Here is a 12,888-nt window from a genome sequence, read left to right as displayed (position 1 = left end):
CCACTCTATTTTTATGCAGTTTTTTGATTGAATTGTCGAAATTCTACTGGGCTTTTCCAGTTAAGTTTTTCCTTGATTCGGTGATGATTGTAATAATAAATGTAGTTCTCAATTGCTTCTATCAATTCATTTTGACTTTGATAGATTTTTCCATAGTACACTTCTTGTTTTAGGATACTGAAGAAATTCTCCATAGGAGAATTATCTAAACAGGTTCCTTTTCGAGACATACTTTGAAAGATATTGTTGTCCTTTAATGTTTGTATATAGACATTCATTTGATAAGCCCAGCCTTGATCAGAGTGAAAGGTGCGCCGATAGGGACAATCATTTGTTTGAGAAATTGCTTCTTTCAGACCTTCCATAACTGTTTTACCATTTGGTTGAGTAGAAAGGCTATAGCTTAGAATTTCACTATTATACATATCCATAAATGGAGCTAAGTATAGTTTTTTCTGACGAAAGATGCCTGCGTTATCTGCTTCAAAGTACTTAAATTCAGTTGTATCAGTTGTAATTTTTTGATGAGGAACAGAAGTTTTAAATCGGCGACGAATCAAATTTTTAGCGATTTTACCAACGGTTCCTTTATAGGAATTATATTTTCTTGATTTCTTAGTAAAAGCTTTGACTTGTAACTTTAACTTTTGTATTAATCGCTGGACTTTCTTTTTATTCACTTGAAATCCACGTCGTTTCAATTCTTGGGTCATCCTTCTATAGCCATAATGTTGATGTTTTTTACGAATCGCTTGAATTTCTTCTTCGATGATTTGTGTTGAAGCTGTTCTGTCGAGGCGTTTTTGCCAGTACATGTAAGTAGATTTTGGAAACCTTAGGGTTTCCAAAATATCTTTTAATCGAAAGTGTCTTCGGAGACTGTGAATGATTCGTGCGATTCGTTCATTTTTTGTTCGTCCTCTAAACGCAGTCTCCTCAATTCTTTTAAATAGGCATTCTCAATTTTTAACATTCTATTTTCTTTTTCTAGTTTCTCTACTTGAGATCGTTCACTTGGTAGTGGTTGGGGTTCATTTCGTTTCTTTTTAGACATGGTAGGTGGACGTCCTTTCTGTTTAGAGAGTCCCTCTATACCAAACTTCTGATACGTTCTAAGCCAATTCGCAATCAATGATGGATTGTTCATTTTTAGAAGATTAGCTGCTTCTTGATAGGACAACTCTGTTGTTAAATATAACTCTATCGCATCTAGCTTAAATTGAACAGAGTAATTCTTATTTTTTCGACTGCGAAGTAGGCCTTCTTCACCAAGTTCTTTATAGGCATTTATCCATTTGCTTATTTGAGAACTATCTTTAAACCCATACTTCTTTGCGAGAAACCTTATACCGCCTTGACCAGATAAGTAGTCATGAACAAGTTTAAGTTTAAATTCAAAACTGTATTTTGCCATACAAAAAAACCTCCAAAAGTTAGATTTCTAGGTCTAACTTTTGGGGGTCGGCTCAGAGAAGTCGTTGTTTTTTTTACACCTTTTGCACTTGCTGTGGCTAATGCAACAAGTGCAAAAGGCGCATTATATCTGTCGTGCGACAAAGTGATACTATTAAATATGAATTGGTAAACCTAAAGCCAATTCAGCTGTATCCATAGTAATTTCGCCCAATGATGGGTGTGGGTGGATTGTTAAAGCAATGTCTTCTGCATTCATGCCAGATTCAATAGCTAAAGCTAATTCAGAAATCATGTCACTTGCACCGACACCGGCAATTTGTGCACCGATGATGACATTGTCTTCTACAGTTGTAACTAAACGCATGAATCCTTCAGTTTTATCTAAAGAAATTGCACGGCCGTTACCAGCAAATGGGAATTTGTAACCTTTTGCTTCGATTCCCGCTTCTTTTGCTTCTGCAACAGTCATACCAACGCTTGCCAATTCTGGATCAGTAAAGGCAACAGCTGGCATTGCTTTGTAATCAACTGCAACTTTCTTACCAGAAATTGCTTCAGCAGCAATTTTTGCTTCGTAGCTTGCTTTATGCGCTAACGCAGCACCTGGTACGATGTCGCCGATTGCGAAGATGTTTTTCACGTTAGTACGTCCTTGGTTATCAACTGGGATTAAACCACGTTCGCCAATTTCAACGCCCGCTTGTTCTAAGCCTAAGTCGTCTGTGTTTGGACGACGTCCAACAGTGACCATTACGTAATCTGCTTCAACACTTTCTTCTTTTCCGTTAACTTCATATTTAACAGTGACGCTATCGCCATTGTCAACAGCTTCTTTAGCCATTGCAGAAGTCACGATTGTTACGTTTTTCTTCTTGAAGTCGTCTGTGACAACTTTAACCATATCTTTTTCATAAGTTGGTAAAATTGATGGGCTACCTTCTAAAATTGTTACTTCTGAACCTAAGTTAGCATAAGCGCCACCTAATTCAGCACCGATGACACCGCCACCGATAATAACGAATTTTTTAGGAACTTCTTTTAAGTTTAAACCGCCTGTAGAATCTAACACGCGTCCGCCAAATTTGAATCCTGGGATTTCAATTGGACGAGAACCTGTTGCTACAATAGCATTATTGAATGAGTAAGTTTGTGCTGAGTCTGGGTGAATAACACGCAATGTATTTTCGTCAACGAAGAATGCTTCGCCTTCAATAATTTCTACTTTGTGTTTTTTCAATAACATGCCAACGCCGCCTGTTAATGATTTAACAACTGTGTTATCTTTCCAGTCTTGTGTTTTTGCAAAGTCTAATTCGACTCCTTTAGCTGTTACACCAAAAGTTGAAGAATCTTGTGCTTCTTGGTAATGATGTCCAGCAGCAATTAAAGCTTTTGAAGGAATACATCCAACGTTTAAACAAACGCCTCCGATGTATTCACGTTCGATAATCGCAACTTTTTGACCCATTTCTGCGGCACGAATTGCGGCAACGTATCCTCCAGGACCAGCTCCGATTACGACTGTATCTAGTTCAATGGCGAAATCTCCTACTACCATTTGTTAATCATCCTTCCATTAATAGTAATTCTGGATCAGCTAATAAGCGTTTAATGTTGTTCATTGCTTTTTGAGCAGTTGCGCCGTCAACGATACGGTGGTCAAAGCTTAATGATAATTTCATCATGCGTCCCACAACGATTTCGCCGTCTGCATTAACAACTGGTTCTTGTGCAATTGTACCAACGCCTAAAATAGCAACTTCAGGGTAGTTGATTACTGGTGTAAACCAGCCGCCACCGACTGAACCAATGTTACTAATTGTGATTGTACCATCACGCATATCTTGTGCAGTTAATTTACCTTCGATAGCCAATGCTGCTTTTTCGTTGATTTCATCAGCGATAGCAAACATGCTCTTCGTATTAGCATTTTTAACATTTGGTACATATAAGCCATGATCTGTATCAGTAGCGATACCAATGTTAAAGTAATTTTTGTAAACAATTTCTTGTGCTGCATCATCGATTGATGCATTCAAGATTGGGAATTTTTGAACAGTTGAAGTCAATGCTTTTACAACGTATGGTAAGAATGTTAATTTTGTACCATTTGCAGCAGCAACATCTTTAAATTTCTTACGGTGATCCCATAATTTAGAAACTTCTACTTCATCATGTAATGTTACGTGAGGAGCAGTGTGTTTGCTGTTAACCATTGCTTTAGCAATTGCTTTACGTGTTGGTGTCATTTTTTCACGTGTTTCCATTTCGCCTAAATCAGAAGTAAAGGCTTTTGGCGCTGCTTTAGGTGCAGCTGCTTCCGCTTTAGGTGCTGCTTCTGTTGCGGCAGCTTCAGTAGCTGGTGCTGCTTGAGAACCACCAGAAACAAAGGCATCAATATCCGCTTTAATGACACGGCCACCTTTACCAGTTGCAGTTACTTGTGTAATATCAACGTCTTTTTCACGCGCATACTGACGAACAGATGGCATTGCTAAAACGCGTTTGTTTGGATCAGCGGCTGCAACTACGCCTGTTGAAGCGGCTGGAGCTGATGCTTCCGCTTTAGGGGCGTCAGTAGCTGGTGCTGCGGCTGCCGGTGCTGCTGAATTATGACCAGGTGCGTCAATTTCAACTAACACGTCACCCACATTGGCAACTGTTCCTTCTGGTACAACGATATTTTTTACAGTACCTGTTACTGGTGATGGAATTTCTTCTACTGATTTGTCATTTTGTACTTCTAATAATGAATCATCTTCATTAATTGTGTCGCCCGCTTTAACGAACCATTTAACGATTTCGCCTTCGGCAATTCCTTCACCGATGTCTGGTAATTTGAATTGGAAAAATCCGCCAGCTGCTTCGGTTGTTGGTACAGCAGCAGGTTGTGCTGGTGTTTGTTCTTGTGCAGGAGCTGCTGGTGCTGCATCGTTATCTTCGTGACCAGGTGCGTCGATTTCGATTAACACGTCACCAACGTTTGCAACTGTTCCTTCTGGTACAACGATATTTTTTACAGTACCTGTTACTGGTGATGGAATTTCTTCCACTGATTTGTCATTTTGTACTTCTAATAACGTATCGTCTTCGTTGATTGTATCGCCAGGTTTTACAAACCATTTAACGATTTCGCCTTCGGCAATCCCTTCACCGATATCCGGTAATTTAAACTGATAAGCCATTTTTTAAGTCTTCCCTTCTTCGTTGGATCTGTCTATTTTCTTAGGAGCAAAACGCGGGGAAACGACTATAGTAGCTGAACATTTCATGCCTATAGCCGTATTCCACCTGTTTAATTCTTCGTTTATCTACTTCGAATAACTATTAAAATTCGACGATTTCTCTAGCTTTTGCTTCGATATCTTTCGCATTTGGTAACCAGATATTTTCTGCTTGTCCGAATGGGAAGATTGTATCTGGAGCAGATACACGTCCGATTGGTGCTTCTAATGATAATACGGCACGTTCAGAAATTTCAGAAACAACCATAGCGCCAACGCCAGCTTGTTTTTGTGCTTCTTGAACGACAACCACACGGCCAGTTTTTTCAACAGAGTTAATAATTGTTTCCACATCTAAAGGAGCCACTGTACGTAAGTCAATGATTTCTGCTGAAATATTGTCTTTCGCTAAGCTATCAGCTGCTTTAATCGCTTCACGAACCATAGCGCCGTAAGTGATGATTGATACGTCTGTTCCTTCACGAGTTACAGCCGCTTTATCTAAAGGCACTTCATAAGCTTCGTCTGGCACTTCCTCACGGAATGAACGGTATAATTTCATGTGCTCTAAGTAGACAACTGGATCGTTGCTGCGAATAGATGAAATTAATAGTCCTTTTGCATCGTAAGGGTTTGATGGAATAACAACACGAACACCTGGTGATTGTGCGATTAATCCTTCTAAGTTATCTGAGTGAAGTTCTGGTGTATGAACACCACCACCAAATGGGGCACGAACAGTAATTGGCATATTACGAGTTCCACCCATACGGTAACGCGTACGAGCCATTTGACCAACGATTTCGTCAAATACTTCAAAAACGAAACCAAAGAATTGGATTTCAGGAACTGGACGGTAACCTTGCAAGGCAAGACCGAAAGCCAATCCACCGATACCAGATTCAGCTAAAGGTGTATCGAAGACGCGGTCTTCACCAAATTTTTCTTGTAAACCTTCAGTTGCACGGAAAACCCCACCGTTGTTACCAACGTCTTCACCGAAGATTAAGACATTTTCGTCTTTCTCTAATTCAAGAGCTAAGGCATCTGTAATTGCTTGGATCATAGTTTTTTGTGCCATTTTTATTTCGACTCCTTCGCTTCATAAAATGCAATTTGTTCTTTAATTGTTTGAGGTTGAACTTCAAACATATTTTTCAAGAAATCAGAAACTTTTTGTTTTGGCGCTTTATCCGCTTCTGCAATCGCTACTTTGATTTCTTCTTTTGTTTTTTCAATAATTTCTTCTTCTTTTGCTTCAGACCATAAGCCTTTATCTGTTAGATATTTACGGAAACGAGTCAATGGATCTTTTTGTACCCATTCGTCATCCATTTCTTTTGAACGGTAACGTGTTGGATCGTCTCCAGATAAAGTATGTGGACCATAACGATAAGTTAATGTTTCAATTAAAACTGGACCGTTTCCTGCAGCTGACCAATCGCGTGCTTCTTTTGCAATTGCGTAAACTGCTAATGGATCCATACCATCAACTTGAATACCAGGAATTCCTGCTGCAACAGCTTTTTGAGCTAAAGTTTTAGCCGCTGTTTGTTTTTCACGAGGTGTAGAAATCGCAAAACCATTGTTTTGGATAATGAAGACACCGTTTGCTTGGTAAGCACCAGCAAAGTTAATTGCTTCATAGAAGTCCCCTTGTGAAGAACCGCCGTCACCAGTATAAGTGAATACAACATTTTCTTTTCCACGTTTTTTCAATCCTAAAGCAACACCAGCTGCTTGGATGTATTGAGCACCGATGATAATTTGTGGTGGTAATGCATTTAAATCTTCCGCGTAGTAGTTCCCTGCTACGTGACCACGAGACCATAAGAAAGCTTCTCTTAATGGTAAACCATGTTGTACTAATTGAGGTACATCACGGTAACCTGGTAGTAAGTAGTCTTCTTTTTCCATTGCAAATTGACTTGCCAATTGGCTTGCTTCTTGTCCAGCTGTTGGCGCGAAGAATCCTAAGCGTCCTTGACGGTTTAATGCAGTAGAACGTTGGTCTAACACACGAGACCAAACCATGCGTGTCATTAATTCAACTAATTCCTCATCCGATAAATCAGGTACTAAATCTTCATTCACAATTTTTCCATCTTGATCCAAGATTTGGAAAGTTGGGAAATCAGCGTCGACTTTAGCCATTAGCTCTTTAAAGTCAATAGGTTTTTGTTTCTTAGCCTTTGCCATTTTGTCACACAATCCTCTCTATTACGTTTCTTTAATTTCGACAAAAGTAAAACAGAGTGCGAAACTGTATTACTTTTTATCGACTACACTTAACAAATTATCACTAAATTCGAAAAAGCGCAAGAAAAAAACTCTAATTTCTTCATTTTTTCACAAAAGAGCAAAACCGCATGTTTTTGCGGTTTAGTGATAATTTTCACAAACAAGAAAACGGTTTCCGTTCTACACTTCTTCTGTACTATTTTTCTCCTAACTGTTATATTCTATTTTAAAAATATTATATAACAGTTCTATTAATTCGAGCTCTCTCATCCCCGAGCTGGCTAGTAATCTGATTTCCGAACTTTGCGTTTTCATGAAAATTATCTTGAAAAAACCAAAAAATAAAAACCGTCAGCCGAGTAACCTACTCAGCATGCGGTTTTTTATTTTTTTTAGAACAAAGTTTTTTTCGTTAATTTTTATTTTTTTGGGCTCGTTTTTTTAACAAATACTTTACCTTAGGTTTTATCACGAACATTCATTGCGTAAAATCACCAAATTTTCGCAAAACGAGTAATACAGCTTAGCAATTTCTTTTCTCTTTCAGTAGATTTTACTAAATCCATTCCTTAGTAATTTTAATATATAAACGTTTAGCTACTTCAACAGTTAACATGTACGCAATGATGATTCCAAAGAACCATGGCCAGTAGTTAGCCGGAAGTTTCACAAAGTCAAAAACCTCTCTTATAGGCGTTGCTACAATCAGGAAACCGAGTAAAATTGCGCCTAAACTACTTAACATCACAGGCATTGACGCACGACTTTGAATGAATGGTATTTTCCGCGTCCGGACCATATGAACAACTAACGTTTGACTAACAAGTCCCACCATAAACCAACCTGTTTGGAATAAATGTTGAGTTGCCAAACTATTGGCGCTAAACACAAACCACATGACAAGATACGTTAGAATATCGAAAATACTACTTACCGGGCCAATACATACTGTAAATTTCGCTAGTCCGTTCGTTTCCCACCGAACAGGGCTTAATAACTCTTCTTCATCGACATTATCCCAAGGAATTGTCAACTGAGCCACATCATAAATCAAATTTTGAATCAAGAGTTGTAAGGAAAGCATTGGTAGAAATGGTAAAAAGGCACTGGCTACTAAAATTGAAAAGACATTCCCAAAATTGGAACTGATGGTAATTTTAATATATTTCATCATATTGCTAAATACTTTTCGTCCTTCAATCACACCAGATTCCAGTACATTTAAACTTTTTTCCAGTAAAATAATCGAGCTAGCATCTTTAGTAATATCAGCTGCAGTATCTACTGAAATGCCCACATCAGCTTTTCGTAATGCCGGTGCATCATTAATGCCATCCCCCATAAAACCAACCGTATGACCTTTTGCTTGTAGCAATTCAATAATTTTAGATTTTTGCATCGGATTTAATTTGGCAAATAAATTAGTTTCTTCTACTTGCGCCCGCAACTCTTCATCTGTCATTGCTTCAATTTGAGAACCTAATAACACATGGGAAACTTCAATGCCTACATCTTTACAGACTTTTTTGGCGACAATGTCATTATCGCCCGTTAGCACTTTCACGTTGACACCATGTTCATGTAAGGAGCGGATAGCGCTGACAGCTGACTCTTTTGCTGGATCAAGAAAACCCATAAACCCAATCAATGTCATCTCTTTTTCATCTTCAACTGAATAAACTGCTTCTTTATGGACATCTTTTTTTACAGCTACCGCTAACACACGCATCCCTTGTTTGTTCATTTGAACATTCACTCGGCGTAGTTCTTCTCGTACAGCACTGCTTAATGGTACAATTTCGCCATTAATTTGCGCATGCGTGCACACTTCTTCCATTTCTTCCACGGCGCCTTTCGTAATCATCAATTGATGATCATCTGCATTTACGACAACCGTTAAGCGGCGTCTGGAAAAATCAAAAGGAATTTCATCAATTTTAGTGACATTTTTAAACGGCGTTTTCCATTGATGCTCTTCATAAAAATTAATAACGGCAATATCCATTAAATTTTTCCAACCTGTTTGATAAGAAGAATTTAAGTAGGCTAAATTTAGAACCTCGTCACTCAAATCACCTAATGGATTCAAATGTTGAACCAAAACTACACGATCTTCGGTAATCGTTCCAGTCTTATCTGTACAGAGCACATCCATACCACCCAAATTTTGGATAGCCGCTAATTCTTTAACAATGACTTTATGTTTCGATAAGGATAATGCACCCTTGGCTAAGTTACTCGTAACAATCATTGGCAACATTTCTGGTGTCAAACCAACTGCAACGGCAATCGCGAAGAAAAACGCTTCGCCCCAAGCACCTTTAGTTAAACCATTAATCAAGAAAACGATTGGAAACAAAATCATTACCATTCGTAATAAAAACTTACTGACTTTTGCTAAGCCTAAGTCAAAACTAGTTTTTCCTCTTTGTGTTGTAGCATTTTTAGCAATATCACCAAAAAATGTATGTTGCCCAGTTTTTAAAATAATCGCTTTTCCTTGTCCACTCAAGACATCTGTGCCCATAAACACTAGGTCTTGCATATCTAATGCAGAAACCTCTGTTTGTTGACGATCCACACCTGCATCCACAAATTTTTCGACAGGCATGGATTCGCCTGTTAGCGACGATTGATTAACGAATAAATCTTTGGTCCAAATCAACACGGCATCTGCAGGAATCATGTCTCCTGTAGCTAAAGTTACAATGTCTCCTGGAACAATTTCGTCCATTGGAATTTCTTTCGTAATTCCTTCCCGTGTCACTGCAGCGGTGTTTTCAATTAATTCTTTTAAATCCAAACTCGCTTTTTGCGAACGATATTCTTGTATAAAAGCAATCAAGACACTGGCTAAAATCATCACGCCCATCACGATAGCGGCTTCGAAATCTTTCGTTAAAGTTGAAACGACCATCAATAAGGCTAAGACATAGACAAATGGATCTTTGAATGCACTTAAAAATAAAATAATTGCTGGGGTTGGCTTTTGTGCAGAAACTTCGTTTGGTCCAAATTCCTCTAATCTTTTTTCGGCATCTTCATTCGAGAGTCCTTTTTCAGATGTCCGTAATTCCATCATTAATTCCCGTTCAGAAAGCAACGCCAATTTACGTAATTCTTGATCTTTGGTTGCTTTTCTCATATCCATTGTTTTTTTGTTCATCATTTTCTTTTCCTCCAAGGTTGTGGTCACCTGCCGAAAAGAGTACTAAAATCTTCTCCTTTCGTTGGTGACTGTATTTTGTTTCTCTGTTCACTTCCAGGGTCTTCCATGACAGTCATCCTTTCTTTTTCTTATTTATACTTCCAGTGAATAATTGCTTTTTTGCCAAATACACAAAAAAGGACCTACTCAACAATAGAGTACGTCCCAAAATACCATCTTTAAATAAGATTCTCTATCGTTGAGCTTTAGCACTATAGGGCGTAGATAACATGTATCAGCTACATTATGAATAACCTTCACGATTATTCCTGTTCAACCAACTAAGGGTCTCTCGATCCTTTCGCGGCAGCAGCATTTGTCCAAATAGGAGCCTCACCTAACAATTATTCAGTTTTTATCCACTTCTTATAATAGAGGAGTTTGACATTCTTGTCAAAAGATTTATGACTTTTTTGTTATAAATAAAAAATAACTACTTTAAAATTTCCTTTATTTCTGCTTTTCGCTCAGGAATAAACCACATGACTAAAACAATCGTATCAATAATCAGGACAGCGATTGGCGCTACTAGTTTGCCTACAATCAACGCAATAATATTCAACACAATCGAAAGCGTTAATTTTGGATAGTGGCCAAACAAACGTTGTACTTCGGATTTGGGGCCATTTGCCTGAATCAATGCCCGCACCACTAGATAATAAGCAACATCAGCTCCTAATACTACTAAGCCATACAAAGCTTGTGGCGGCCAAGAAAACGGATGTTCACCTACCCAACCAGTAACAAACGGGAAAAACGTCAACGTCAAAATTAGAAAATTATTCATCCAAAGGACACGTCCATCAATTTTACGGACACTTTGAAATAAATGGTGATGATTGTTCCAATAAATTAATAAAGTAACAAAACTAATTAAATAAATAATGATTTTGTGTCCAGATTGAGTCAGAGCGGACCAATCTGCTTTTTCAGGAATTTTTAATTCTAAAATTAATAACGTTAAAATAATCGCAATGACTGCATCTGTAAATGCTTCTACACGTGTTTTCGGCATCATTTCCCCCTACTTTCATAAAATTAAATAACTTACCCAAAGTAAGTATAACGCATTTCTGTAAAAATTCAATTATTTATGAAGTCTCTCGGTTGTTGAAGTACCTAAAAACGAGTGCAAGAGTCCCACTTAAAAGTAAGCCTCTTACACTCGTTATAGAACAAATCAGTTATTGGAAGACCCCTGCCTGATAAGGTGCTAACTGCATTCGTTTCTCCACTGTAAAATCTTGATTCCCTAACAATTGTTGCCACTTTCTGCCTAGTAATTTATTTGGCAAGTCAAATTGGCACTTTTCTCCACTTAAATTGACAATCACTAACGCTGTTGCCTCAGTTGTTTTTCTTAAAAAAGCAAAAACAGACGGATGATTGGGCGCTAATAGTTCAAACTGTCCATTTGTAAAGACTGGATTTTCTTTCCGCAGTGCAATTAACTTTTTATAATAATTCAACACGGATTGCGCATCCGTTTCTTGGTCAGCCACATTTATTTCTTTGAAATTGGGATGAATTGCTAACCACGGATGCCCCGAGGTGAATGAACTTGCCTCTTGACTCGTCCACTGCATAGGCGTACGCGAATGGTCCCGCGTCCAATGCGCCACTTCTTTTAATGCTTGTTTCGCATCGTAGCCACTTTCTATAAGCAAACGATAATGGTTATGAGAATCTTTAGCATCTAACTCGTCAATCTGTTGAAACGGATAATTAACCATGCCGATTTCCTGTCCTTGATAAATAAACGGCGTTCCTCGCAAGAGCAAGGCGATTGTTCCAATCGCCTTAGCAGAATGAGAGGTTTCATTGCCTAAAATCGAATTGATTCTGGGATTATCATGATTTTCTACATATAATGCATTCCAGCCTTCTGTCCCTAAATGCTTTTGCCAGCGAGCCATTACTTTTTTATAGCCTAAAATATTTAACCGTTCTTCTCCTGGCTTTCCTTCTCGAACATTGTGCTCTAATTCAAAAATCATATTCAGATAGCCCGCATCATTGGTCCATTCCACCGCTTTTTTACTTGAAACGCCACTAGCTTCCCCCACTGTCATGATGTCATACTCAGCAAAAATAGCTTTCAAATCCAGCATATAGTCTTCAATGCCTTTTACATTCATAAAGGGAGCCCATGGATTCGTGGTAATTTTAAAATCCCAAGGTTCTTTTTGGATATGACTAATCGCATCCAATCGGAAACCATCAATTCCCAAATCTAACCACCAGCGAATCATCGCATAAATCTCTTCACGAACTTTAGGATTTTCCCAGTTCAAATCAGGTTGCTCTTTTGCAAACACATGAAAATATGCTTGCTTTGTACCCTCGTCATACGTCCAAGTCGAGCCACCAAAAAAACTTTGCCATTCATTCGGCATACGATCTGGTGTCGCATCGGCCCATAAATAATACTCACGATACGGATTATCTAAACTTTTTTTCGCTTCAACAAACCACGGATGTTGATCACTTGTATGATTGACTACCAGATCAAGAATAATCTTCAAATCTAATTGATGCGCTTGATCCAAAAGTTCTTGAAAATCTTCCATCGTACCAAATTCTGGCTGAATCCCTTGATAATCCGCAATATCATAACCATTGTCAACGTTTGGCGAAGTGTAAATCGGATTTAACCATAAAAAATCGACCCCTAGTTCTTTTAAATACGGTAATTGCTCAATAATTCCCCGCAAATCACCAATGCCATCCCCGTTGCTATCTTTAAAACTCCGAGGATAAATTTGATAACCGACAGCATTTTTCCACCATTGTTCCATC

7 protein-coding genes, 1 pseudogene and 1 riboswitch are annotated in these 12,888 nt (G+C 38.3%); all 8 genes and pseudogenes read right to left on the bottom strand.

Annotation, left to right across the window (positions count from 1 at the left end; genetic code table 11):
* Positions 1 to 11: 11 nt before the first annotated feature.
* Positions 12 to 1,414: pseudogene (locus IGK54_RS05945) on the bottom strand (IS3 family transposase).
* A gap of 153 nt (positions 1,415 to 1,567) precedes the next feature.
* Positions 1,568 to 2,974, bottom strand: coding sequence for a dihydrolipoyl dehydrogenase (lpdA, locus tag IGK54_RS05940; RefSeq protein ID WP_002357765.1), 1,407 nt, complete (start codon positions 2,972 to 2,974; stop codon positions 1,568 to 1,570).
* Between the two features lie 7 nt (positions 2,975 to 2,981).
* Positions 2,982 to 4,601 (bottom strand): dihydrolipoyllysine-residue acetyltransferase, encoded by a 1,620-nt coding sequence (locus IGK54_RS05935; protein WP_002357766.1) that lies wholly within the window; start codon positions 4,599 to 4,601, stop codon positions 2,982 to 2,984.
* Between the two features lie 142 nt (positions 4,602 to 4,743).
* Positions 4,744 to 5,721: an alpha-ketoacid dehydrogenase subunit beta gene (locus tag IGK54_RS05930; protein WP_002357767.1), complete on the bottom strand. Its 978-nt coding sequence runs from the start codon at positions 5,719 to 5,721 to the stop codon at positions 4,744 to 4,746.
* 2 nt (positions 5,722 to 5,723) lie between these two features.
* Positions 5,724 to 6,839, bottom strand: coding sequence for a pyruvate dehydrogenase (acetyl-transferring) E1 component subunit alpha (gene pdhA / locus IGK54_RS05925; protein WP_002357768.1), 1,116 nt, complete (start codon positions 6,837 to 6,839; stop codon positions 5,724 to 5,726).
* A 598-nt stretch (positions 6,840 to 7,437) separates the two neighbouring features.
* Complete coding sequence (gene mgtA / locus IGK54_RS05920) at positions 7,438 to 10,050, bottom strand: magnesium-translocating P-type ATPase (protein ID WP_002413922.1); 2,613 nt, start codon at positions 10,048 to 10,050, stop codon at positions 7,438 to 7,440.
* Between the two features lie 223 nt (positions 10,051 to 10,273).
* Positions 10,274 to 10,441, bottom strand: a riboswitch (M-box (ykoK) riboswitch).
* A gap of 81 nt (positions 10,442 to 10,522) precedes the next feature.
* Positions 10,523 to 11,104: a TMEM175 family protein gene (locus tag IGK54_RS05915; protein WP_002407466.1), complete on the bottom strand. Its 582-nt coding sequence runs from the start codon at positions 11,102 to 11,104 to the stop codon at positions 10,523 to 10,525.
* Between the two features lie 169 nt (positions 11,105 to 11,273).
* A complete protein-coding gene (locus tag IGK54_RS05910) occupies positions 11,274 to 12,887 on the bottom strand; it encodes a glycoside hydrolase family 13 protein (protein ID WP_430603318.1) in 1,614 nt (537 codons plus the stop codon).
* Position 12,888: the final 1 nt, after the last annotated feature.

Origin of the sequence: Enterococcus sp. DIV2384, assembly GCF_050534975.1 — a bacterium.
In the GTDB taxonomy this organism is placed as follows: Bacteria; Bacillota; Bacilli; order Lactobacillales; family Enterococcaceae; genus Enterococcus; species Enterococcus faecalis.
Note: the sequence above shows the minus strand (reverse complement) of the source record. Positions and strands in the feature narration are given on the sequence as shown.

Bases quoted from the DNA above. Each gene is read 5' to 3' on its own strand.
- mgtA (WP_002413922.1), bottom strand. From the start codon at position 10,050: ATGATGAACAAAAAAACAATGGATATGAGAAAAGCAACCAAAGATCAA.
- lpdA (WP_002357765.1), bottom strand. From the start codon at position 2,974: ATGGTAGTAGGAGATTTCGCCATTGAACTAGATACAGTCGTAATCGGA.
- IGK54_RS05930 (WP_002357767.1), bottom strand. From the start codon at position 5,721: ATGGCACAAAAAACTATGATCCAAGCAATTACAGATGCCTTAGCTCTT.
- IGK54_RS05910 (WP_430603318.1), bottom strand. From the start codon at position 12,887: ATGGAACAATGGTGGAAAAATGCTGTCGGTTATCAAATTTATCCTCGG.
- pdhA (WP_002357768.1), bottom strand. From the start codon at position 6,839: ATGGCAAAGGCTAAGAAACAAAAACCTATTGACTTTAAAGAGCTAATG.
- IGK54_RS05935 (WP_002357766.1), bottom strand. From the start codon at position 4,601: ATGGCTTATCAGTTTAAATTACCGGATATCGGTGAAGGGATTGCCGAA.
- IGK54_RS05915 (WP_002407466.1), bottom strand. From the start codon at position 11,104: ATGCCGAAAACACGTGTAGAAGCATTTACAGATGCAGTCATTGCGATT.